Genomic DNA, 22,116 nt, shown 5'->3' with positions numbered 1-22,116 from the left:
TTTTTGTTTTTTCATCTTTTCATTAATTGTCTGGATCCAAATAATCAGGAACTCCGTCATTATCAGAATCGGGATATGGGAAGATAATTTCACCATTTTCATCCGAGATTTCACTGCGTGTTGATTTACCATCCCCATCATCATCTGCGTCTTGGAAATTCGCAAAACGTGGCGTTCTAAGTCTATCCTCTTCATCTGCATCCGTATTGTCGTCATACAGAAAACCATTCCCATTCACATCCTCCTCAATGGAAGGAATACCGTCATTATCGTGATCGGTGCGATTTAACGTAAATAGGTCAATATGGAACATCAACGGGCTGTATTGGGGAATCTGCCCTCGTACATCATTGTAGTATCCCAAACCGGAAGGAAACAAAATCATTCCTACTCCGTAGTCTTCAACACTTACGGTACCATCGCCATTATCAATAATAGCTCCTCCAGTCTTTAAGAATGGGATTCCTTCAGCAAAGCCTCTGGCTCCTTGTGAAAGGTCTTGCAAACGGGCCAAATCAAACCAAATAGGATTGAAGGTTGACCCATCAAAAATGGTTCCGTCCAATAATCTTCCTTCATACCGCACATAAACAGAATCTGCAACAGTAGGATAAGCTCCTACTGAGGGATCAGGTCCCATTGCATCCAATTCTTCAAAGGTTGGCCTAGCGGAAAGGTAATAGAGTATATGTGGCACATCCTCTTCCCTCTCAATGTCCAGTCCATGCTCATTGGTAGATACCGCAATGGAAGTACTCCTCACCATATCCATAAGGGGTGTCTTTCCTGCGTTGTCACCGGCTATGGTATCTATTTTTATTTTGTAGTCGAAATCGGCTGGTGGGGATTCAAATTCTTCGTAGTTGTAGAAATGCGTCTCCAAAAATGCTTTAATGTCTGCATCGTCTTCAGCACTTACTTCTGATAGTGCCCTAGGCGGAAGACTTTCTGGCCCTCCATCATCATCATTATTACATGAAACAAAAATCAATGTCAAAAACAAAGAAACAAAAATCCCGTACCTCATCAAGTGTCTTTTAGCTGCGCAAGATACAATTTTCCGTTATTTTTGCTCGGTGCATTAACAAAGATTTGCAGAGCTTATGCGGATAGACAAGTACCTTTGGTGTATTAGATATTACAAAACGCGAAACGTTGCCTCCACTGCCGTAAAAAAAGGTCAAGTGAAGGTAAACGGCAGCACTGTAAAGCCATCACGGGAGGTTTATCCTAAGGATAAAATAGTGCTTCGGAAGAACCAAATTGATTACGAATTGACGGTTCTTGATATTCCAGAGAGCCGTGTGGGTGCCAAATTGGTGGATATTTACCGGAAAGACACCACTCCAAAAGAGGCTTTTGAGCATAATGAGTTGTTGAATATTGCTAAAACACATTATAGAAAGAAAGGATTGGGGCGTCCCACCAAAAAAGACAGACGGGACATTGATGATTATTTGGACGAATCTGAATAATCTGTTTTATATCTTTGATTCAATTATCCATGCCATGATGAACCGCATATTGACCCACAGCCAAATTCAGCATATTGTTAGACGAATCGCCTATCAGATTTATGAGACCAATGTGGACGAGAAAGAAATTATTGTGGCGGGCATCAATGGTGGTGGAATGAACTTTGCCAAAAAAATCGCCACGGTGTTAAAAAGCATTACCGAAGCGGACATTGTGCTTTGCAAAGTGGAGATGGATAAAAAGAATCCGTTGGACAGTGGCGTTAGTACCTCAATCCCTGAGGAGGAATATACCAATAAGTCGGTAATACTGGTGGATGATGTGCTCAACTCGGGCACTACATTGATCTATGGTGTGCATCATTTTTTAAAGACTCCCATAAAACAGTTGAAAACTGCCGTATTGGTCAACAGGAACCACAAAAAATTCCCGGTTAAGGCCGATTTTAAGGGCATTTCATTGTCCACTTCACTCAACGAGCATATTAAGGTGGAGTTTGAGCCTAAAAACGATGCGGTTTATCTAGAGTAGCAATTGCTTTATTTCGTAGACCACCGTCTCCAAATTTTTACCATCACATTCAAAGACATGTTTTGCCTGTGCGTAGTATTGCCTTCGTTCAAAAAGATGTTTCCCGATAAATTCTGACAGGTCTTCATCTTTGATATTTTTGACCAAAGGACGGTCTTCCTTCTCTCCCTTGATGCGTTCCACCAAAGCGGGAATGGACAACTGGAGATAAATGGAATGGTCGGATTTTTCCAAGATGGTCTCCATATTATTCCCATAGCAGGGTGTACCGCCTCCTGTGGAAAGGATCAAATCTTGATGTTCATCCAAAACTTTGCCCAACATTTCATGCTCAAGCTTTCGAAAAAAAATCTCTCCCTTCTCAGAAAAAATGGTTTTGATGGATTTTTTTTGTTGTTCCTCAATATAGGCATCAAGGTCAATGAACTCTAGCCCTAACTCCTTGGCCAACAACCTTCCCACAGAGGACTTTCCACTTGCCATATATCCCACCAAAACTACTCTCATATCTTGAATTTAAAAGCGAATTTAAAAAAAGTCAAATTTATCATTAATTCACCTTGTAAAATAGATTATTGATGTTATATTTGCACCCGCTTAGCGCAATGCGCCGGCACTGTTAAAAGACCTGGTAGCTCAGCTGGTAGAGCATCTCCCTTTTAAGGAGAGGGTCCTGGGTTCGAGCCCCAGCCAGGTCACAGAAAATGAGAAAAAACCCTGCAAGTTTGCGGGGTTTTTTCATTTATGCCATTATCTACTTTCAGATGGTCATAAAAAAAACCGAGGCCCTGATTACTCAGAGCCTCGGTACAATCAATCAACTAATTCAAACAATCAAATCATAAAACGCAATTAAAATTTATTTTCAGTGGGATTTCCGTTCGTTATTTTCGTTCAGATATCTCCAATAAGCTTTTTAAATAATCTCCCCAAATAGTAGGGTCTGAATGCGTCCCATGTCCTGAAGTCTTTTCAGAAATGGGAATCAAAATATATTTTCCTTTTTCCACCTTTAAAATCTCTTTATCCAAAAGCCCCAACTCGGGTGGGTTTACCTGGTCATCTGCCGAATTAATGGCCATGAGCGGGGCTTTTATTTGGTCTAAATGAGGTGCCGGATTGTAAAATCTGGACGAATCATAGGCATAAATCACGTCATTGGCATCCATAATGGACAGATAACGGTCCAAGAGCTGCTTCATCAGCTTTTCCGATTCCTCGCGTGTAGGGGCGGAGTTTTGCCATTTTAAAGGCACACTAACCATAAACATCATATTGGAAATTGCCGCTGACAATCCAACTTTGGGTTGCTCGGTGTAATCCCCTCCCTTCCATTCTGGATCCATTTGAATAAGGTCAATGATCATTTTGCGCTGGAGGCGGTTTCTTCCTGCTATTTCAACTGGAAGACTTGCCAAGGGCATCAGGGCATCCATGAAATCGGGGTAGGTATACCCCCAAACCCATGTATGCATACCTCCCATTGAGGTTCCTGTGACCAACCTTAGGTGGTCTACTTTTAAATGTTCGGTGAGCAGCCTGTATTGGGCCAATACCATATCGTCATAGGTGTATTTGGGAAACTTCATGTGCAGCCCATCGCTGGGTTTACTGGATTTCCCGTGACCAATGGCATCAGTAAGAACAATAAAGTACTTTTCCGCATCCAAAAGTTGGCCAGGACCAAAAAGATTGCCTGCATATCGGTCACTTAAAAATCCCTTTCCGTTCCCTGTGGTTCCGTGCATTATCAAGACTGCATTGTTCACCTTGCCATCTTTGCCTTTGGTTGGTTTTCCAAGGGTGGTGTAATGCAAATTGAGTTTGGGAAGCACCTCGTTACTCTGAAACTTAAAATTGTCAATGACATAATCGCCCTCAACCGGAGTTGGATAGTTGGACTGTGCCAAGGCAAGATTCAAACTACAGAGCACAACAAAAACAAATAGCAGGAATGGATGATTTTTTCTCATGACACCGTTATACGAGTTATTATTTCTTTTCAGTTTCCATGGAGTTTAAAACCTTGGGAGTTAAATAGTACATCTTTTCAATGCGTGGGGCAGAGAAAAGTACATATTGATCATTGCTAACCTCAACGCTTTGCCATTCCGTGGTTGGGAAAATCTTGAGGCTCGTGTGTCTTCCAACCAACGAAAGTGGAAGATTGAAGTCTTTCTCGCAATTGGCATATTTAAAATACATGCGATTGTTCTTGGCATCAGCATACAAATGTATCTCGGGTATTTGGGTCGTCTTTAAATATTGATGGAAAACCTTGCCGTAATCAAAACCTGCCTTTTTTGAAATATAGGCATGCACTTGATCACTGGTCACCGTTTGGTGATAGAACACCCGATTAAGTCCCGTCAAAATATTTCGGAACAGTTGGTCATTGTTCAAGCTATGTCGAATGGTATGAATCATATTGCTGCCCTTGGTGTACATATCTCCACTACCCTGGGCATTCACCCCATATTCTGGTATAATGGGACGGTCATTTCGGATTCCGCGACGAATACCTCGGTTGTAATCGTTGGCGGCATCAGCTCCGTACATGCTTTCAATAAATAGGGTCTCGCTATAGTTGGTGAATCCTTCGTGAATATACATGTCGGCCAAATCTTTTGTAGTGATGTTGTTCCCGAACCACTCGTGACCGCTTTCGTGGATGACGATAAAATCCCATAGCAATCCTATTCCCGTTCCAGAACCATCCCTGCCTCGATAACCGGGTTTGTAATGATTCCCATAAGCCACAGCGGATTGATGTTCCATTCCGGTATGATCTACATCTATCAATTTAAAACCATCTTCATAAAATGGATAAGGTCCAAACCAATATTCAAAACTATCGAGCATGTTATGGACTTCATTCGGTAGATATGGCTTTGCTTTTTCCAAGTTATAGTCCAAAACCCAATAGTTCAGATCCAAGTCCCCTTTTAAGCCAGCATAGGTTTCACTGAAGTTGACATAATGCCCTATATATGGAATAAGGTTGTAATTATTTATTGGATTTTTGACTTCCCATGTGTAGGATGTTGTACCGTCGTTATGTGACTTCTTTTCCTTTAATCTACCATTGGCCACTGCGGTAAGCTCATTGGGAACGGTCATGGTCAAGGTGGCACCGTTATCGGGCTCATCACTCTGGTGGTCTTTGTTGGGATACCAAATGGATGCTCCAAGGCCTTGACAGGTAACGGTCATCAATGGTCGGTTAAGGGAATCTTTGGAAAAACTCCAACCGCCATCCCATGGAGCGCGAACGGCTTCCCGTGGTGTTCCATTAAAATAAACGGTGATTTTACCTTCCTTTTTAGCAGCACCCAGCTTATTCTGTACATGCCAGGCATTGCCTTCTCTTGTAAAACTAAGTTTTCTGGCATCATCCGTAACAACGCTATCAATGCGTAAAGGTTCCTGTAGATCTATCTGCATGTAATCACTATGGGATTCTTCAACCACTTTATAAGTGATCACATTTTTGCCAATAGTGGTCTTTTTGTTGAAATCTGGTTTCACGGTGATGTCGTACCGCAATACATCCCACCAAGACCGTTCCTTATTAATAGTTCCCCGCAAGGAATCTTGATGGGTAAAGTTTGTTTTTTGGGCTTGTAATGCAACTGAAATGAAAAAAGCTGCCAACAAGAATAAATTCTTAGGGTTCTTCATACTGAAAAATGCTTTGGAATGCATCTTGATTTGTTAGTTAAAAAGTATTGGAGTACCCTCAAATTTGCAACTAAAGTTGCTAAAAGACAATAAATGGGATTATAGTTGGGAATATAGTATTAGATAAAGCTAATATTATAATTAATAAGGCATTACATCTTCCTTCTAGGACATATTATCAAAAATTATAATGAACTGTTTTCCTTAAAATTCAGTAATTCTTCTTCCAAATTGGGCAAACGTAACCATCAAATATGTGAATGAATCCATTTTTAAGTGGATAGGGATAATGTCTTTGGTATCCGCTGGTTAAATTTCGGAGACCTTTCAGCTGAAAATTAAAAAGCACAAGCCACTGATTCCTATAAAACAACAGACTGCAATGAAATCCATTCATCCCAACATTATAAGACAAGTATTTGTTCTGAGCATCATTGTTTTACTATTTGCATTGATATTCAAAGAAATAGCCGAATATCTCCCTGGTGTGCTCGGGGCACTCACCCTATATGTCATCTTTAAAAAACCTATGGAATGGCTCATGGCTCGAAATTGGAGTACTTCGGTAGCCGCGATTACATTGATGGTAACCTCTTTCATCGTGATTCTTTTGCCCGTGATCGCGGTGATACTCATGCTGGGTTCCAGAATAAAAGATGCCATTGAGGGTCCGCCAAAAATAATGGACACCCTAAAGGAATATTTACAAAAAGTACAAGATTATACAGGCTTTAACCTACAGTCTAAATTTGATTTTGAAGCGATTTCAGATTGGGTTTCCAACAACCTTCAAGGCTTTGCCGGAGGTACCTTTGCAACGGTCATCTCTATTGGAGTCATGTATTTTCTTTTGTATTACATGCTTACCAATCGAAATAGACTAAAAGAATCCCTGTACGAATACTTGCCCATCGCTAACGAAAATCTTAAACAAATTGGTAAAGAGGTCAAGCAAATGGTTTTGGCCAATGCATTGGGAATTCCTTTGGTGGCTCTTGCCCAAGGAGTGGTTGCCCTAATCGGATTTTTCATCTTTGGGGTGGAAAATCCCGTCTTTTGGGCTGTCATTGTTGCGGTTGGTTCCATGATCCCTTTTGTGGGCAGCGCTTTGGGTACCATTCCCGTATTTTTGATGATGCTTTCCCAAGGAAATACGTTTGCAGCTTGGGGTGTTTTGATTTACGGCTTTGTAGTAGTCGGTTCTGCCGATAATTTAATTCGGATGTATGTGCTGCAGCGATTGGACAATGTGCATCCGCTTATTACCTTGATTGGTATTTTGGTAGGTATTCCGCTCTTCGGATTTATTGGATTGATATTCGGACCTCTATTGGTGAGTCTTTTTCTGGTAGTGGTCAGAATTTATAAAAGTCAGTATGGCGCTCAAGCCCATGCTGAAAACACCTAAAATTTCAGTCTGGATGGCCTAAACTATTTACTTCAGGCCATCCAGCGCTTTCCAACAACATTGCTCTTCATTTAGGAAACAACTTCTTCATGCTTGTTTCGTTCAGAAACAATGCGTTCGATTAAATCGGGCACTTTTTCAAATGCGGCTGCCAAACCATGGGTCTTTCCAGCTTCCAAGAAGGAAATCTCATCTCCTTTGGTCACCAAGAATCCAATAGGTTGGATACCAATACCAGCTCCGGCACCGGCACCTTCTCCTTTTCGTCCTTTTCCTTCAACTCCTTCGCCTCCTCCGGAGCCAAATCCCATACCCACTTTAATAACGGGCACACATTTAAATTCACCCAATTGAAAGGGTTCACCAATAATGGTCTCTGTTTTAGCTTCTGACTTGATAAAATCAGTCACTTTGTTCAATAATTCTTCAAAATGTAAATCCATGACCTACCAATTTAATGTTTAACAAATGATTTTAGTATTCTATAAGGCCGATTGCGTACATCCACCAACAATCTGTTTCGGTTCTCAAAATTGATGTGGAATGAAGCCACATACTGGTTGAGCAACATAAATACAGGATACATTTTTGCATTTGCGGTATAGTCCCCTGTATCCATATCCAACACAAATCGCCGTACTTGGAACGACCTTATCACACGCACGATTTTCCCAAATTTCATCCTCCTTTTAGGTTTGGCTTTTTTCTTTGGTGGTTTTGGTTTTGAAGTGGTTGTAATGGGATAAAAACAGCGTTCATAAAAGAGCGTTTTAAACCGTATCCGTAACAGCTCTTTTTTGTCTGGTTCTAAACTGACCCTTGCCAACCCCCTTATTCGAACATAGTACTGTGCTGCATCAGTATCAATAAAAATTTGAATTGGAACAAGAAGAAGTCCAAGGGCTAGGAGCACAACTAACAATATGGCAACTGTTAGTATCATGAGCTTTTTGTGGTAAAGAAAATAGGATTTGCAAACCTGCACAATGACCTGCGTCATCATTAGCTTCAAAATCGAAAAATCAGGCCAATAATGAATAATTTTTAGGGTTGAATGATTTACTGACCAAACTCATAGTGTAGCTAACAATTTTATTGGTAATTTGAGGACAATCTCATGAAAAACACCATGAAATACATTGTACTTACCCTGCTCTCCTTCCTCCTATTGTCTTCCTGTTCCGATAAAAAAGAAAAGATATTTCCTGAGCGGATGCCGTTGACAGAATCTGTTTATGCTTCGGCAACAGTTCAACCGGATAGTCTGTACCAAGCCTACTCCGTTGTGGTGGGCATTTTGGATAAAATTTGGGTTGAGGAAGGTGATAGTGTGAGCAAGGGCGGCCCCATCCTTCAAATTACCAACACATCCCCTGAACTAAATACCGAAAATGCCAAATTGGCCCTTCAATTGGCACGAGAAAACTACAGTGGAAGTGCTGCCGTGCTCAGTGGAATCAGAGATGAAATTAATGCTGCGGAACTGCAACTGAAAAATGATTCCATCAATTATTTCCGTCAAAAAAACCTTTGGGATCAAAATATCGGTTCCAAAGTGGAGTACGACAATCGAAAATTGGCGTACGAACTATCACAAAACAACCTGAATCTTCTCCAACAAAAATACAACCGCACCAAAAACGAATTGGAAACCCAAGTCCGTCAGGCGGAAAACAACTACAAGACCTCAATGACCAACACAAGTGACTTTACCATTACCAGTAAAATCAATGGGAAGGTCTACGCCATTTACAAAAACCAAGGTGAAATTGTAACCACCATGGAACCGGTGGCCGCCGTGGGCAGAAGCGACAAATTTGTGGTGGAACTCTTGGTCGACGAAGTGGACATCGTAAAACTCAAAATTGGGCAACAAGTTTTCATCACGCTGGATTCGTATAATTCTGAAGTTTTTGAAGGCACGTTGGATAAGATTTACCCTCGAAAAGATGAACGTTCCCAAACGTTTAAGGTCGAAGCGCTCTTCGCAGAACCCCCTGCCACGCTTTATCCCGGTCTTTCTGGTGAAGGAAATATCATTATCGCAGAAAAGAATGAAACCTTGACCATTCCGAAGGAATATCTTATTGATGACACACATGTCCTCACGGATGATGGTGAAAAAGAAGTCTCCATCGGGCTACAAAACCTGGACCGAGTGGAGATTTTAGCAGGAATTGACGAAAACACAGCCATTTACAAACCTGAAGAATGATCAACTGGAATGTAATATTGGGGATTGCCAAAACCCATCTTCTAACCAAGATGAAGTCCACCGCCACGGCTACCTTAGGGGTCACTTTTGGTATTGGGGCCTATATTACCTTGGTAAGTTTTATGACAGGTTTGAACGGAATGCTGGATGACCTCGTTTTGAACCAGACCCCACACATCCATATCTATAACGAAATTAGACCCTCCCCCACCCAACCCGTGGCACTATATGATGATTTCAAGGACGCGTTCAATGTGGTCCACTCCATAAAGCCCAAGCAAAACCAAAAGAAAATTCATAATGCCCTTCCCATTCTCAACTATCTGAAAAAACAACCCAACGTAAAAGGTGCCACTCCCCAGCTGAGAGCTCAGATTTTTTACCTGTCCGGGTCCATTGAATTGGGAGGTAATCTTATCGGAGTGGATATTATGGAAGAGGTTCGCTTATCCAATATTCAAGATAACATCGTAGAAGGAACACCAGAGGCATTGGACACCAATGATAACGGCATCTTGCTGGGAGCCGGATTGGCGGATAAAATGTCTTTGTCGGTTGGGGACCGTGTTCAAGTGAGTACTGTTTCAGGGAATATCTTTCCCTTAAAAATAGTGGGTATTTATCAAAGTGGCATTGCCGAAATCGACAATGTGCAAAGTTTTGCCAACCTCAAGACCGTTCAGCGCATATTGGGTGAAGCTGAAAATTATGTCACTGACATCAATATAAAGTTGTTGAACATCAATGAAGCCGAACCCATGGCCCGCAGATTGGAGAAGCAGTTCAACACCAAAGCCATTGACATTAATGAGGCCAATGCCCAGTTTGAAACCGGTTCAAGCATCAGAAACTTGATTACCTACGCCGTCTCCATCACCTTGCTCATTGTGGCCGGTTTTGGTATCTATAATATTCTTAACATGCTCATCTATGAAAAAATGAAGGATATTGCTATCCTCAAAGCCACAGGCTTTTCTGGAAGGGACGTACAGCTTATTTTTATGAGTCAGGCCATGATCATTGGATTGATTGGTGGTATTTTGGGCCTTTTGATTGGGTTTATGCTTTCAAAAGTAATTGACCAAACTCCATTTGAAACCGAAGCATTGCCCACCATCTCCACCTTTCCGGTCAATTACAACGTGGCTTATTATGTAATCGGAATCACTTTCGCCCTTATATCAACCTTTATTGCCGGCTATTTGCCATCAAATAGAGCAAAAAAAATCGACCCCGTAGAAATCATTCGGGGAACATAGCCTATGAAACTCGTCCTGGAAACCAAAAATATCAACAAGCATTTTTATAAACCCAAGGATTTCCATGTGTTGAAGGATATCTCTTTTGGCGTCCGTGAAGGTGAATTCGCCTCCATTATGGGAAAATCAGGTTCGGGAAAATCCACGTTATTGTATGTTCTTTCCACCATGGATACCGATTATACGGGCGAACTGTACTTGGGCAATGAACTGATAACAGGGAAATCCCACCAAGAGTTATCCCGCATCCGTAATAAAAATATTGGGTTCGTATTTCAGTTCCATTATCTCCTATCGGAGTTCAGTGTTTTGGAAAATGTGATGCTTCCTGCCAAAAAATTGGGTGAAAAATCCAATTCCGAAATCGAGCGAGACGCACATCAAAAACTTGAAATGCTCAATATTGGCCACTTGGCCGGTCAAAGGGCATCCCGAATTTCGGGTGGGGAAAAACAACGGGTGGCTATAGCTAGGGCGCTCATCAATGACCCAACGATTTTAATGGGTGATGAACCCACAGGCAATTTGGACAGCCATAATTCCGAAAACGTATTCAATATTTTTAAAAATCTGAAGGAAAATCAAGGCCTTTCCCTATTGGTTGTGACCCATGATGAGGATTTTGCGAAACGTACGGACCGTATCATTGAAATGGAAGACGGCAGAATTTTTAAACAATGAACGAAAACATGCCACGGAAGCGGATAATTTCAGAAAAATAGTGCAAGTTATATTTACACAAAACCCCTATATTTGTCGCCCCAAAGATTTTGGCATCTGACGCCAAAAAACAATAAGCCCACGTGGTGGAATTGGTAGACACGCTACCTTGAGGGGGTAGTGTTCGCAAGGACGTGCTGGTTCGACTCCAGTCGTGGGCACAAAACCGCAAGTGATTGCGGTTTTTTTATTTATATACCTTTTCCTTTAAAACTGTTCATCTTTTCAGTTAAAAACCTTAATTTTTCGAAGTGTACAACCCAAATTTTATGACAAAAAAATAGGTTCGTTCGGTTTAAATTGTAAATTTGTTTAATCTTTATCAGTAAAAGATGAACAATGTAAAGAAGTCCTTCAGCATTCGTGACATGGAAAATCTATCCGGAATAAAGGCACATACCATCCGGATATGGGAAAAGCGGTATAATCTTTTCAGTCCAGAAAGAACCACCACGAATATCAGAAACTATTCCATTGGAAGCCTACAAAAGCTATTGAACATTACCCTGCTGTACAACAATGGCTATAAGATTTCCAAAATCGCTAAACTGGATGAATCCCAGATTCCGACAATGGTCAAAGAAATTGTGGCCAAAAACAGCAAAAAGAGCCACGCGCTGAATGCCTTTAAGTTGGCGATGCTCAATTTTGACCAATCCCTGTTTCAAAAAACCTATAACAGCTTGTTGGCCGAACGATCTTTTAGGGATGTGTTTTATGAAGTTTTCATTCCGCTATTGAACGAGTTGGGGCTTCTATGGCAGACAGATACTATCAGTCCTGCGCATGAGCATTTTATTTCCAACCTCATTAAACAAAAAATATACATTCAAACGGAAAAGCTGCAAACGGAAGAACCCACCAAACACGATAAGGTCTTCGCACTCTTCCTACCAGAGAATGAAATACACGATATAGGACTGTTGTATATCAACTATGAAATTACGCTCAGAGGATACAAATCCATCTATTTGGGGCAGACCATGCCCATGGAAAACCTATCCGATTTGTTGAAATACTATAATAATATCAATTTTGTATCTTACTTCACTGTTGCGCCAACCCCAAATGAACTGCAGGCCTACTTAGAACAATTCTCCAACCTGTTGGAGCTTTCACCCGATTCCAGACTTTTAGTACTGGGACACCAAATAAGGCATGCCACAGCGGATACATTCCCTGAATCGGTACAAGCGTTCAATTCAATTGAACAATTATTGGAATTCCTTTAATGGGTCAAGTGCTAATGGAAAAAGTCATTATTATTGGTTCCGGTTTTTCTTCACTTTCTGCCGCTTGTTATTTGGCCAAGGCCGGCTATGAGGTTGAAATCTTTGAAAAAAATAGCACGGTTGGAGGAAGGGCCAGACAATTGGTCAAGGATGGCTTTACTTTTGATATCGGTCCAAGTTGGTACTGGATGCCCGATATTTTCGATAAATTTTTCAATGACTTTGGAAAGAAAACATCCGATTACTACCATCTGGATAAACTGAATCCGGCCTATAAAATCTTTTTTGAGGACGATATGGTCACCATTGGTGATTGTATGGATAAAATTTGTGAGGAGTTTGAACGGTTGGAGTCAGGAAGTGGTGCACATCTAAAACGTTTTATCGGTCAGGCTCAAGAAAACTATGACATTGCCATCAATAAAGTGGTTTTGCGCCCTGGGCTGTCACCTTTGGAATTGGTGACCAAGGAAACCGTACTTCGGGTTGACCAATTCTTCAAAACAATCAGTCAGGAGGTCCGCAAACGGTTTAAAAACCCGAAACTGATTTCCACTTTGGAGTTTCCCGTGCTCTTTTTGGGAGCAAAGCCAAACAATACCCCGTCATTCTACAGTTTTATGAATTTTGCTGATTTTGGATTAGGCACATGGCATCCGCGTGGGGGTATGTATGAAATCATCAAGGCCATGAAAAATTTGGCCGAAGAATTAGGGGTTAAAATCCATGTGGATAGTCCCGTTACCAAAATTATTGTAGCAGACAAAGAAGTGCTTGGTATTCGCAGTCAAAGTAAAAATCACTTGGCGGATTATGTGGTCAGTGGAGCCGATTACCATCATTCCGAAACGCTTCTTGATGAAAAGGACAGACAGTACTCCGAAGAATATTGGGAGAAAAAGACCTACGCCCCTTCTTCGCTCCTATTTTATATAGGGTTTGATAAAAAGCTGGAGAACATTGAGCACCATAACCTGTTTTTTGACACGGATTTTGAAAAACATGCCCAAGAAATCTATGATGAGCCCCAGTGGCCATCGAAGCCGTTGTTCTATGCCAATTTTCCATCCGTAACAGATGCCTCCATGGCGCCGAAAAGGCAGGAAACCGGATTTTTTCTAGTTCCGATAGCTCCAGGATTGGAAGATACACCGCAACTTCGAGAACAATATTTTGATGTTGTCATGGACCGCTTTGAAAAAAGAACCCAACAACTTGTTAAAGAATCTATTATATTTAAGGAAAGTTTCTGTGTAAACGATTTTGTTGAACAGTACAATTCCTATAAAGGAAATGCCTACGGTTTGGCCAATACATTGCGACAAACCGCTTTTTTACGACCCAACCTCAAAAGTAGCAAGGTAAAGAACTTGTTCTTTACCGGTCAGCTTACCGTTCCCGGCCCGGGGGTGCCACCATCCCTAATCTCTGGGAAATTGGTTTCTGATTTAATCACTAAAGACTCTAAAAGATGAAAACTATTTTTGACCATGTCTCGTACAACTGTAGCAAGATTGTTACGAAATCCTACAGTACTTCTTTCGCTTTGGCCACTAAAATGTTGGCTCCCTCAATTCGAGCGGATATTTACAACATTTATGGCTTTGTCCGTTTTGCGGATGAAATCGTCGATACTTTCCATGAGTACAACAAGGAAAAACTCTTTAACGATTTTGAGACAGATATGCAGCAGGCCATTGCTCACAAAATCAGTTTAAACCCTATTTTGAATTCCTTCCAGCACACCTATCACAAATACGATATTCCCTATCATTTAGTGGAGTCTTTTATGAAAAGTATGCGGATGGATTTGACCAAAAAGAATTATGAGACCTTTGATGAATACCGGGAGTACATTTATGGCTCTGCCGATGTGGTTGGATTGATGTGTCTCTGTGTCTTTGTCAATGGCAACAAGGAAAAATATGAGGAATTGAAGGAATCAGCCATGGCTTTGGGCTCCGCTTTTCAAAAAGTGAATTTTCTCAGGGACCTTAAAGCGGATTACGAGCATCTTAACCGCACCTATTTCCCAAATACCAACTTGATGGAGCTCGATGAAGTTTCCAAAAAGCGAATTGTGAATGAAATAAAAGCGGACTTCGCTATTGGATATTCTGGTATCATCAAACTACCCGAGCAGGCTAAATTTGGGGTATATACGGCCTATCGTTATTATAAAAAGTTACTTTTTAAACTTCAGGACACACCTCCCTTGGAAATAAAAAATGCCCGCATTCGAGTTCCCAACTACCAAAAATTTGGACTTTTGGCCCAATCCTACTTAAATTATAAACTACAATTGGTACAATGAAGATAGCGCTTTGGATAGGTATTTTTTTGGGCATGTTCTGTTTTATGGAATTCATGGCTTGGTTCACCCATAAATATGTCATGCATGGATTTTTATGGAGTTTGCACAGAGATCACCATAAAAAAGACCATGATTCTTGGTTTGAGCGCAATGATGCCTTTTTCATTTTTTATGCCGTGGTGAGCATGACCCTATTCTTTCTTGGCAACTATACTTCATTTTGGTATGGGTGGCCTTTGGGATTTGGTATTTTGGCCTATGGAATTGCTTATTTTTTGGTGCATGATATTTTCATTCACCAACGCTTCAAAATATTTAGGAATGCCAATAATTGGTACGCTAAAGGTGTACGCCGTGCCCATAAAATACATCACAAGCATTTAGGCAAGGAAGATGGAGAGTGCTTTGGGATGTTGTTTGTTCCCTTTAAATACTTTAAAAAGTAATACTACTCTAGGAGAAGACTATCCAACAAAGCCCTTGTACTTTTTGAGTTCCAATCGGCAACCCAACTTCTGTTTACCACAATATTACCTTTTTTGTCAATAATATAGGTAACTGGAATACTACTGCTTTCAAGTTGTTGTGGTGTGGTTGTGGACTGAAAATATACTGGTAGTTCGTATCCCTTTTTCTGTAAAAACGCTTCAACCTTCATCTTTTCATCATTCGCCACAAAGACAAATGTAACCTTGTCCTTATAATCTGAATATAATTCCACAAATGATGGCATTTCGGCAACGCATGGTGGACACCACGTTGCCCATAAATTGATTAAAATAACCTCTCCTTTTTTTGATTGAAGGTTGGTTAGCTCACCCTCCAAATCTGTTAAACCCCACGTATAATCCTTTAAAGTGGCCCGTTCTTCCTCATCTAACACACTAGGATTCAAAACTTCAACTAAAGCTTTATTTACCCAAAGTCTTGCATAAAAACCAACAGGCGTAAAGACAATCAATAGGATGGCCAAAATCCATATGCCGTTGCTGATTTGTTCCTTGGAAAGTTTCATACTTTTTATTCAGCAATCAATTCATCCAACAGATTATAGAGTTTTCCATTGCTCCAATCTGCAATACCCTCTTTATGGATTACAATGGCTCCAGATTTATCAATGAGGTATGAAGAGGGCACCGGTTTGGATGCAATTGGCATTTTCTCGCCAATAATCAAATAGGTCACCGGAAATGTAAAGTCGTGCTCTTCCATAAATGCTTCCACGGGAGGTCTCTCTTCATTGGTGATGATATAGAAATCCATCTTGCCTTTATACCGGTTGTATAGTTCCTGTATGCTTGCCAACTCAGCTTCACATGGCAATCGCCATGAAGCCCAGAAATTGATGAAAACCACATTTCCCTTTGACTTTTCAAAATTGAAAAAGTCCCAATTCGCATCTTTTAGTTGCCAATCATAATCTGGAATGTTTTCCCGCTGGGATTCTTCAATGATTGGGGGTGAAAAAGCGAATAATCGGTTTAAAAATAGCTTACCATAATATCCGAGTGGGGTCACAAAAAAAGAGAGGATAAAAAGAATCAATACAATATTGAGTACGGTCTTTTTACTGATTTTCATTATTGGCAATTGGTTAAAATTAAAAACTCCTGATATGTTGCCAATATCAGGAGTTTTATTGAATAATCTTAAAAAAATTTAGGCATTCTCCTTTTTAATGAGGTTCAAAGCGGAACCTTCATTGAACCATTTTATCTGCGCATTGTTGTACGAATGGTTCGCTTTTATGGTATCCTTGCTTCCATCAGCATGCACCAATTCAATGGTCAAAGGCTTGTCTGGAGCAAATGCATCGATATCCAAGAAATTGATGGTATCATCTTCTTGAATAAGATCATAATCATTTTCATTGGCAAAGGTCAAGGCCAACATTCCCTGTTTTTTCAGGTTGGTCTCGTGAATCCTTGCGAACGATTTAACCAATACGGCAGCCACACCCAAATGTCTTGGTTGCATAGCAGCGTGCTCTCTGGATGATCCTTCACCATAGTTATGGTCTCCCACAACAATCGTTTTGATTCCAGCTTTTTTATAGGCTCTTTGTGCATCAGGAACACCTTCATATTCGCCAGTTAATTGGTTTTTCACGAAGTTGGTCTTTTGATTGAAGGCATTCACAGCTCCAATCAAGGTGTTGTTGGCAATGTTATCCAAATGCCCTCTATATCGTAACCAAGGTCCAGCCATGGAAATGTGGTCTGTGGTACATTTTCCAAAAGCTTTGATCAATAGTTTCATCCCTTGAAGACTTGCAGGAGTGATGGGTTCAAAGGGCTCCAATAATTGTAGTCTTTCAGAACCTTCGGCCACAACCACCTCAACCTTACTACCATCAGCCACAGGGTCAACATAACCGTTGTCCTTCACCTCAAAACCTTTTGGAGGCAATTCCCATCCTGTTGGCTCATCCAACATCACTTCTTCCCCATCTTCATTAATCAATTTATCGGTCAATGGGTTGAAGTCTAAACGACCTGCGATAGCAATAGCGGCAGTCATTTCTGGCGAAGCCACAAACGCGTGGGTGTTTGGGTTACCATCCGCGCGCTTGGCGAAGTTACGGTTGAAGGAATGAACGATACTGTTTTTTGGAGCGTTCTTTGGATCTTCATAACGGCCCCACTGACCAATACATGGTCCGCAAGCGTTGGTGAAAATCTTGGCATCCAATTTTTCAAATATCTCGAGGATACCATCTCGTTCCGTGGTATATCGTACTTGTTCAGAACCTGGATTAATTCCAAATTCCGCTTTTGTTTTCAATTTTTTGTCCAAAGCCTGTTGTGCAATGGAAGAAGCTCGTGACAAATCTTCATAAGAAGAGTTGGTACAAGACCCTATCAGACCCCATTCAACCGCTAAAGGCCATCCATTCTTGTTGGCTTTGTCGGTCATGGTTCCCACTTCTGTAGCCAAGTCTGGGGTAAAAGGACCATTCAACAACGGCATCAATTCTGTCAAGTTGATTTCTATCACTTGATCAAAATAGTTCTCCGGATTTGCATACACCTCTGGGTCTGCCGTTAGGTATTCTTTTACTTCATTCGCCGCATCAGCCACATCTTCCCTATCGGTAGCCCTTAAATAGCGCTCCATGGATTCGTCATACCCGAATGTTGACGTTGTTGCACCGATTTCAGCTCCCATGTTACAGATGGTTCCTTTACCGGTACACGACATTGAAGTGGCTCCTGGGCCAAAATATTCTACAATGGCGCCTGTTCCACCTTTTACGGTAAGAATCTCGGCCACTTTTAGGATAACATCTTTGGGTGCTGTCCATCCGGATAGCTTTCCGGTCAATTTAACCCCGATCAACTTCGGAAACTTCAATTCCCAAGCCATTCCAGCCATTACGTCCACTGCATCAGCTCCACCAACACCAATGGCCACCATGCCCAATCCACCCGCATTTACGGTGTGCGAATCGGTTCCAATCATCATTCCACCTGGGAATGCGTAGTTTTCTAAAACTACTTGGTGAATAATACCAGCTCCTGGTTTCCAGAAACCTATTCCATATTTATTGGATACAGACCCAAGGAAATCAAATACTTCCTTACTGGTCTCATTGGCATGTCTTAAATCGGTAGCTGCACCTTCCTTAGCTTGAATCAAGTGATCGCAGTGCACGGTTGTAGGCACGGCCACTTTATCTTTACCTGCTTGCATAAACTGCAACAAAGCCATCTGGGCCGTTGCATCTTGACAGGCTATTCTATCTGGGGCAAAATCAACATAATCCTTTCCTCTAATAAATTCCTTGGTGGGCATTCCATCCCATAAATGCGAATACAATATTTTTTCAGCAAGGGTAAGGGGTTTTCCCACCAACTCCCGGGCCTTGTCCACACGTTCCCCCATGGAAGCGTAGACGCCCTTAATCATGTCAATATCAAATGCCATTCTACAATTGAGTTTTAAGATTTTAGTAATTTGGTAAATTTACTAAAATACCTACGATTTCTGAATTAGAATTGGCCTAAATAGTATCGAAGATTTGATATTTACAACAATTCTGAAATAATTCTTTCCTCAGAAATTCCTTCGGCTTCCGCCTTGTAGTTTTTTAGGATTCTGTGACGAAGTATCCCCAATGACACTGCTTTCACATCTTCAATGTCGGGAGAAAATTTACCATTAATGGCCGCATGGGCCTTTGCAGCAAGCACAAGATTCTGCGATGCCCTTGGTCCTGCCCCCCAATCCACATAATTATTGACAAAATCGGATGCTCCTTCAAGTCCGGGTCTGGTTTTGTTCACCAATCGTACCGTGTAATCCACCACGTTGTCCGGAACAGGAATCCTTCGCACTAAATGTTGCACCGCAATGATTTCATCAGCATTGAACAAGGTATCCAATTGAACCTCATCATCGCTGGTAGTCGATTTCACCACTTGGATTTCCTCTTCAATGGAAGGGTATTTCAACTCAATGGCGAACATAAAACGGTCCAACTGCGCCTCTGGCAATGGATATGTTCCTTCTTGCTCAATAGGGTTTTGAGTAGCCAATACAAAATAAGGCTGATTGAGTTTATATTGTTTCCCGGCTATGGTCACAGCGCGCTCCTGCATGGCTTCCAAAAGGGCGGCTTGTGTTTTTGGCGGAGTTCTGTTGATCTCATCGGCAAGGATGATGTTTCCAAAAACGGGACCCATAATAAACTTAAAGTTCCGGTTTTGGTCCAACACCTCACTCCCCAAAATATCACTGGGCATTAAATCTGGCGTGAACTGGATTCGCTTAAAATCCAATCCCAAGGTCTGGGCAATGGTATTGACCATTAAGGTCTTTGCCAACCCGGGAACACCAATCAATAGCGAATGTCCTCCTGTATAAATGGAAAGTAAAATCTGCTCGATTACCTTTTCTTGGCCTACGATGACCTTGGCAATCTCCTTTTTTAAAGCTTGATGTTTTTTTACAAGATTTTCAACTGCTGTAACGTCTGACATGTATTTATTCCTTTACCCAGTTGTTTGCAAAATCGCAGTCCCTGTTTTCTGTATTTACGTGGATATAGGTGTCCTCAATACGCTTGTCCATCCATTCTTTGATGGCTTTGAACTGTTTCTCCCTAAGCGCCAGTTCTTGGATTTTGATGTAGTCCTTGGCAAAATCTGCTTTATGCTCATCATAACGGTTAGAGATTTTCATGATTTTGAACTTGGGCGCTCCTCCACGGGGATCATCTTCACGAATCGGCCTTGAAATTTCGCCATCCTTAATGTTTCTTACCTGATTGTAAAGGGTAGGGTCCATTTTGGTCAATTCAAAACGGGAATCAAAATTGATGGGGTTTCTTAAAAGACCACCGTCAAACTTGGTTTCCTTTTCATCTGAAAAATTCAAAGCAGCTTCGGCAAAGGTGTATTTCCCATCTATGATTTGCTGGCGGATACTGTCCAATTCCTGAACCGCTTCATCAATGGCAGCTTTGGATACTTCAGGAATCAAAAGGATGTGTCGAAGGTCCACTTCTTGACCCCTAATTTTTTCAATATAAATAATATGATATCCGAATATGGTTTTAAAAGGCTCCGAAATCTCACCTTCCTGAAGACTAAAAGCAACGTCCTTAAATTCCTTTACAAAAGGAGTTTCTCTCGTCATCGTATAAAATCCACCATTGGCCCGAGAGGCATCATCTCTGGTATACAAAATGGCTTTTACTTTAAAGCTAGCCTCATTTTCCAGTACATCTTGCTTAATTTCCTTTAATTGATTGATGACTTTCTGCTTCTCCTCTTCGGTGGCTTCAGGTTGTTTTACAATCTGTGCGATTTCCAACTCCGCACCAAAAACAGGCCGCTCATCTTCAGGAATTTTATTGAAAAACTGACGCACCTCCTCTGGAGTTACCTCAATTTCCTCTACAATATTGCTCTGCATTTTTTCAGAAAGCATGCGCAGTTTATTGATTTCAAAAAGCTCTTGCCTAAAGCTTTCCATATCAGGTTTGTTGTAATACCTGAGCATTTTTTCTACGCTTCCAATCTGTTGTGAAAGTTGTTGTATCTGACCATCGCTCGCGGCATTTACTTGATCATCGGAAACCAGCAAACTATCCTGTACAGCTTGGTGTGCATACAAACGGTCTTCCATCAATTTCCCTAAAAGGCTGCAGCGGGTAATGTCCTGTGTTGAAGCTCCCTGGGTTTTTAGATCAATGAGTGTTTTATCAATATCAGACTCCAGAATCACGTAATCTCCGATAACCGCGGAGATACCGTCCAATTTTACCTTGTTGGTTGAACTGGTGGAGTCGTTCACCGCCATGGATTCGTCCTGATCTTGTGCCTGTAAAACACCAGCAGTGGTTAAAAATACAAAGGCCCAAAGGGCTCTATTTTTCTTTATCATAAACCTCAAATTCATTCTTCTTAATAGCTTCATCTATAATTTCGGTTTCAAGTTTTTTTACGTAATCCAATCTTCGACGGTTTAAAATCAATTGTCGAATGTCTGGAGCAATGTATTCAAAAGGTGCCGTATCATTGACTTCCAATACGTTGGTCACCATTCCCAAATATACCTCTATCGAATCTTGTAGCTCAAAAAATTGTGATTTTTTTAAGTAGTCCCCTTCATTTACAGGAGTTAACGGTGGTATTTCTTCAACAACCCGAGAAGCACTTACCCAAATGGAATCATTAAAATGCATCTTCTTGAACTGGACCGCAATGGAGTCCAAGTAGGTTTTGTCGCTCTCCTTCCAATCCCGGATTTTAGCCTTAACTTGATCCTTGTCCAAAAACTGTTCGGACATTCCCACAAAACGCAACTGGACCAACTTCTCGTTAAGCTTAAAGTTTTCCTTCTCTCGCTCATAATACTGCTGAAGCTGATTATTGGACACCGCTGTATCTTGGGCCTGAAGCACCAATGCTTCAATATAGGCCCTAGTGTACAGATCTGAGCGATAATTATTCACCAAGCGGTCAAATTCTGCCAATTTCTCTTCAGGCAGGTTTATTTTGGACTTGGACAACAGTAATTGTTTAGACGCCCAGTTGTTGATATAATTGGTCACAAACAAGGTGCTATCCTCCGCAGACATGTCATCTTGTATAAAAGAAGCGATGTCTTCTTTGTACAAGTACGCGTCCCCCACCCTTGCCAAGGGTACCCTGTCATCCTCTTTATTAAAAAGGCCTTCGCAAGATGAAGCCAGCAGAGCACCAAAGGTGCAAAGTAGGAAAAGACTATTTTTTTGGAGCTTAAGCATTCCGCAAAAATAACAATTACAAAAT

General features: G+C 41.2%; 22 protein-coding genes and 2 tRNA genes. 12 read left to right on the top strand and 12 right to left on the bottom strand.

Annotated features, from left to right (window positions below):
* Nucleotides 1-22: 22 nt before the first annotated feature.
* Nucleotides 23-1,027: an FKBP-type peptidyl-prolyl cis-trans isomerase gene (locus ACFSJE_RS18530; RefSeq protein ID WP_379832386.1), complete on the bottom strand. Its 1,005-nt coding sequence runs from the start codon at nucleotides 1,025-1,027 to the stop codon at nucleotides 23-25.
* Between the two features lie 76 nt (nucleotides 1,028-1,103).
* On the opposite strand from ACFSJE_RS18530, the gene ACFSJE_RS18525 reads away from it, so the two are divergent.
* Both ACFSJE_RS18525 and ACFSJE_RS18520 read left to right on the top strand, forming a co-directional pair.
* Complete coding sequence (locus ACFSJE_RS18525; protein ID WP_379832384.1) at nucleotides 1,104-1,475, top strand: RNA-binding S4 domain-containing protein; 372 nt, start codon at nucleotides 1,104-1,106, stop codon at nucleotides 1,473-1,475.
* A 34-nt stretch (nucleotides 1,476-1,509) separates the two neighbouring features.
* A complete protein-coding gene (locus ACFSJE_RS18520) occupies nucleotides 1,510-2,007 on the top strand; it encodes a phosphoribosyltransferase family protein (RefSeq protein WP_379832382.1) in 498 nt (165 codons plus the stop codon).
* Here ACFSJE_RS18520 and ACFSJE_RS18515 read toward each other — a convergent pair.
* On the bottom strand, nucleotides 1,999-2,514 hold the full coding sequence (locus ACFSJE_RS18515) for a shikimate kinase (protein ID WP_379832380.1): 516 nt from the start codon (nucleotides 2,512-2,514) through the stop codon (nucleotides 1,999-2,001). The two genes, ACFSJE_RS18520 and ACFSJE_RS18515, sit on opposite strands and share 9 nt — an antisense overlap.
* A gap of 118 nt (nucleotides 2,515-2,632) precedes the next feature.
* Between ACFSJE_RS18515 and ACFSJE_RS18510 the strand changes: the two genes are divergently transcribed.
* Nucleotides 2,633-2,705, top strand: a tRNA-Lys gene (locus tag ACFSJE_RS18510).
* Between the two features lie 186 nt (nucleotides 2,706-2,891).
* On the opposite strand, the gene ACFSJE_RS18505 is transcribed toward ACFSJE_RS18510, so the two are convergent.
* Both ACFSJE_RS18505 and ACFSJE_RS18500 read right to left on the bottom strand, forming a co-directional pair.
* Nucleotides 2,892-3,980: an alpha/beta fold hydrolase gene (locus tag ACFSJE_RS18505; protein ID WP_379832378.1), complete on the bottom strand. Its 1,089-nt coding sequence runs from the start codon at nucleotides 3,978-3,980 to the stop codon at nucleotides 2,892-2,894.
* A 19-nt stretch (nucleotides 3,981-3,999) separates the two neighbouring features.
* On the bottom strand, nucleotides 4,000-5,688 hold the full coding sequence (locus tag ACFSJE_RS18500) for a M1 family metallopeptidase (protein ID WP_379832376.1): 1,689 nt from the start codon (nucleotides 5,686-5,688) through the stop codon (nucleotides 4,000-4,002).
* 382 nt (nucleotides 5,689-6,070) lie between these two features.
* On the opposite strand from ACFSJE_RS18500, the gene ACFSJE_RS18495 reads away from it, so the two are divergent.
* Nucleotides 6,071-7,096 (top strand): AI-2E family transporter, encoded by a 1,026-nt coding sequence (locus ACFSJE_RS18495; RefSeq protein WP_379832374.1) that lies wholly within the window; start codon nucleotides 6,071-6,073, stop codon nucleotides 7,094-7,096.
* Nucleotides 7,097-7,167: 71 nt separating this feature from the next.
* Here ACFSJE_RS18495 and ACFSJE_RS18490 read toward each other — a convergent pair whose 3' ends face one another.
* Together ACFSJE_RS18490 and ACFSJE_RS18485 are read right to left on the bottom strand one after the other, a co-directional pair.
* Complete coding sequence (locus ACFSJE_RS18490; protein WP_379832373.1) at nucleotides 7,168-7,539, bottom strand: GerW family sporulation protein; 372 nt, start codon at nucleotides 7,537-7,539, stop codon at nucleotides 7,168-7,170.
* An 11-nt stretch (nucleotides 7,540-7,550) separates the two neighbouring features.
* On the bottom strand, nucleotides 7,551-8,039 hold the full coding sequence (locus tag ACFSJE_RS18485; protein WP_379832371.1) for a hypothetical protein: 489 nt from the start codon (nucleotides 8,037-8,039) through the stop codon (nucleotides 7,551-7,553).
* 186 nt (nucleotides 8,040-8,225) lie between these two features.
* On the opposite strand from ACFSJE_RS18485, the gene ACFSJE_RS18480 reads away from it, so the two are divergent.
* The 8 genes from ACFSJE_RS18480 to ACFSJE_RS18445 all read left to right on the top strand — a co-directional run bounded on the left by ACFSJE_RS18480 (nucleotide 8,226) and on the right by ACFSJE_RS18445 (nucleotide 15,282).
* Nucleotides 8,226-9,311, top strand: a complete 1,086-nt coding sequence (locus ACFSJE_RS18480; protein WP_379832369.1) for an efflux RND transporter periplasmic adaptor subunit — start codon at nucleotides 8,226-8,228, stop codon at nucleotides 9,309-9,311.
* Nucleotides 9,308-10,570, top strand: a complete 1,263-nt coding sequence (locus ACFSJE_RS18475) for an ABC transporter permease (RefSeq protein WP_379832367.1) — start codon at nucleotides 9,308-9,310, stop codon at nucleotides 10,568-10,570. Before ACFSJE_RS18480 ends, ACFSJE_RS18475 begins: the two co-directional genes overlap by 4 nt.
* A gap of 3 nt (nucleotides 10,571-10,573) precedes the next feature.
* Nucleotides 10,574-11,251 (top strand): ABC transporter ATP-binding protein, encoded by a 678-nt coding sequence (locus ACFSJE_RS18470; protein WP_379832365.1) that lies wholly within the window; start codon nucleotides 10,574-10,576, stop codon nucleotides 11,249-11,251.
* A 116-nt stretch (nucleotides 11,252-11,367) separates the two neighbouring features.
* Nucleotides 11,368-11,451, top strand: a tRNA-Leu gene (locus ACFSJE_RS18465).
* A gap of 171 nt (nucleotides 11,452-11,622) precedes the next feature.
* Complete coding sequence (locus ACFSJE_RS18460) at nucleotides 11,623-12,522, top strand: MerR family transcriptional regulator (protein ID WP_379832363.1); 900 nt, start codon at nucleotides 11,623-11,625, stop codon at nucleotides 12,520-12,522.
* A 14-nt stretch (nucleotides 12,523-12,536) separates the two neighbouring features.
* A complete protein-coding gene (locus tag ACFSJE_RS18455) occupies nucleotides 12,537-13,997 on the top strand; it encodes a phytoene desaturase family protein (RefSeq protein WP_379832361.1) in 1,461 nt (486 codons plus the stop codon).
* Complete coding sequence (locus ACFSJE_RS18450) at nucleotides 13,994-14,836, top strand: phytoene/squalene synthase family protein (protein WP_379832359.1); 843 nt, start codon at nucleotides 13,994-13,996, stop codon at nucleotides 14,834-14,836. Before ACFSJE_RS18455 ends, ACFSJE_RS18450 begins: the two co-directional genes overlap by 4 nt.
* Nucleotides 14,833-15,282, top strand: a complete 450-nt coding sequence (locus tag ACFSJE_RS18445; RefSeq protein WP_379832357.1) for a sterol desaturase family protein — start codon at nucleotides 14,833-14,835, stop codon at nucleotides 15,280-15,282. The genes ACFSJE_RS18450 and ACFSJE_RS18445 overlap by 4 nt, the downstream gene beginning before the upstream one ends.
* A gap of 2 nt (nucleotides 15,283-15,284) precedes the next feature.
* Here ACFSJE_RS18445 and ACFSJE_RS18440 read toward each other — a convergent pair whose 3' ends face one another.
* The 6 genes from ACFSJE_RS18440 to ACFSJE_RS18415 all read right to left on the bottom strand — a co-directional run bounded on the left by ACFSJE_RS18440 (nucleotide 15,285) and on the right by ACFSJE_RS18415 (nucleotide 22,091).
* A complete protein-coding gene (locus ACFSJE_RS18440) occupies nucleotides 15,285-15,851 on the bottom strand; it encodes a TlpA family protein disulfide reductase (RefSeq protein WP_379832356.1) in 567 nt (188 codons plus the stop codon).
* Nucleotides 15,852-15,856: 5 nt separating this feature from the next.
* On the bottom strand, nucleotides 15,857-16,417 hold the full coding sequence (locus ACFSJE_RS18435; protein ID WP_379832355.1) for a TlpA family protein disulfide reductase: 561 nt from the start codon (nucleotides 16,415-16,417) through the stop codon (nucleotides 15,857-15,859).
* A gap of 78 nt (nucleotides 16,418-16,495) precedes the next feature.
* Nucleotides 16,496-18,763 carry an aconitate hydratase gene (locus ACFSJE_RS18430; protein WP_379832354.1) on the bottom strand — a complete coding sequence of 756 codons (2,268 nt, stop codon included), beginning with the start codon at nucleotides 18,761-18,763 and terminating at the stop codon, nucleotides 16,496-16,498.
* 101 nt (nucleotides 18,764-18,864) lie between these two features.
* Nucleotides 18,865-19,818: an AAA family ATPase gene (locus tag ACFSJE_RS18425; RefSeq protein WP_379832353.1), complete on the bottom strand. Its 954-nt coding sequence runs from the start codon at nucleotides 19,816-19,818 to the stop codon at nucleotides 18,865-18,867.
* A 4-nt stretch (nucleotides 19,819-19,822) separates the two neighbouring features.
* Nucleotides 19,823-21,226 (bottom strand): peptidylprolyl isomerase, encoded by a 1,404-nt coding sequence (locus ACFSJE_RS18420; protein ID WP_379832352.1) that lies wholly within the window; start codon nucleotides 21,224-21,226, stop codon nucleotides 19,823-19,825.
* Nucleotides 21,210-22,091 (bottom strand): peptidyl-prolyl cis-trans isomerase, encoded by an 882-nt coding sequence (locus tag ACFSJE_RS18415; RefSeq protein WP_379832351.1) that lies wholly within the window; start codon nucleotides 22,089-22,091, stop codon nucleotides 21,210-21,212. The genes ACFSJE_RS18420 and ACFSJE_RS18415 overlap by 17 nt, the downstream gene beginning before the upstream one ends.
* Between the last annotated feature and the right edge of the window lie 25 nt (nucleotides 22,092-22,116).

Origin of the sequence: Flagellimonas iocasae, from assembly GCF_042682725.1 — a bacterium.
In the GTDB taxonomy this organism is placed as follows: Bacteria; Bacteroidota; Bacteroidia; order Flavobacteriales; family Flavobacteriaceae; genus Flagellimonas; species Flagellimonas iocasae.
This window is presented reverse-complemented; position numbering and strand designations above follow the sequence as displayed.

Bases quoted from the DNA above. Each gene is read 5' to 3' on its own strand.
- ACFSJE_RS18530 (WP_379832386.1), bottom strand. From the start codon at position 1,027: ATGAGGTACGGGATTTTTGTTTCTTTGTTTTTGACATTGATTTTTGTT.
- ACFSJE_RS18525 (WP_379832384.1), top strand. From the start codon at position 1,104: ATGCGGATAGACAAGTACCTTTGGTGTATTAGATATTACAAAACGCGA.
- ACFSJE_RS18520 (WP_379832382.1), top strand. From the start codon at position 1,510: ATGATGAACCGCATATTGACCCACAGCCAAATTCAGCATATTGTTAGA.
- ACFSJE_RS18515 (WP_379832380.1), bottom strand. From the start codon at position 2,514: ATGAGAGTAGTTTTGGTGGGATATATGGCAAGTGGAAAGTCCTCTGTG.
- ACFSJE_RS18505 (WP_379832378.1), bottom strand. From the start codon at position 3,980: ATGAGAAAAAATCATCCATTCCTGCTATTTGTTTTTGTTGTGCTCTGT.
- ACFSJE_RS18500 (WP_379832376.1), bottom strand. From the start codon at position 5,688: ATGAAGAACCCTAAGAATTTATTCTTGTTGGCAGCTTTTTTCATTTCA.
- ACFSJE_RS18495 (WP_379832374.1), top strand. From the start codon at position 6,071: ATGAAATCCATTCATCCCAACATTATAAGACAAGTATTTGTTCTGAGC.
- ACFSJE_RS18490 (WP_379832373.1), bottom strand. From the start codon at position 7,539: ATGGATTTACATTTTGAAGAATTATTGAACAAAGTGACTGATTTTATC.
- ACFSJE_RS18485 (WP_379832371.1), bottom strand. From the start codon at position 8,039: ATGATACTAACAGTTGCCATATTGTTAGTTGTGCTCCTAGCCCTTGGA.
- ACFSJE_RS18480 (WP_379832369.1), top strand. From the start codon at position 8,226: ATGAAATACATTGTACTTACCCTGCTCTCCTTCCTCCTATTGTCTTCC.
- ACFSJE_RS18475 (WP_379832367.1), top strand. From the start codon at position 9,308: ATGATCAACTGGAATGTAATATTGGGGATTGCCAAAACCCATCTTCTA.
- ACFSJE_RS18470 (WP_379832365.1), top strand. From the start codon at position 10,574: ATGAAACTCGTCCTGGAAACCAAAAATATCAACAAGCATTTTTATAAA.
- ACFSJE_RS18460 (WP_379832363.1), top strand. From the start codon at position 11,623: ATGAACAATGTAAAGAAGTCCTTCAGCATTCGTGACATGGAAAATCTA.
- ACFSJE_RS18455 (WP_379832361.1), top strand. From the start codon at position 12,537: ATGGAAAAAGTCATTATTATTGGTTCCGGTTTTTCTTCACTTTCTGCC.
- ACFSJE_RS18450 (WP_379832359.1), top strand. From the start codon at position 13,994: ATGAAAACTATTTTTGACCATGTCTCGTACAACTGTAGCAAGATTGTT.
- ACFSJE_RS18445 (WP_379832357.1), top strand. From the start codon at position 14,833: ATGAAGATAGCGCTTTGGATAGGTATTTTTTTGGGCATGTTCTGTTTT.
- ACFSJE_RS18440 (WP_379832356.1), bottom strand. From the start codon at position 15,851: ATGAAACTTTCCAAGGAACAAATCAGCAACGGCATATGGATTTTGGCC.
- ACFSJE_RS18435 (WP_379832355.1), bottom strand. From the start codon at position 16,417: ATGAAAATCAGTAAAAAGACCGTACTCAATATTGTATTGATTCTTTTT.
- ACFSJE_RS18430 (WP_379832354.1), bottom strand. From the start codon at position 18,763: ATGGCATTTGATATTGACATGATTAAGGGCGTCTACGCTTCCATGGGG.
- ACFSJE_RS18425 (WP_379832353.1), bottom strand. From the start codon at position 19,818: ATGTCAGACGTTACAGCAGTTGAAAATCTTGTAAAAAAACATCAAGCT.
- ACFSJE_RS18420 (WP_379832352.1), bottom strand. From the start codon at position 21,226: ATGATAAAGAAAAATAGAGCCCTTTGGGCCTTTGTATTTTTAACCACT.
- ACFSJE_RS18415 (WP_379832351.1), bottom strand. From the start codon at position 22,091: ATGCTTAAGCTCCAAAAAAATAGTCTTTTCCTACTTTGCACCTTTGGT.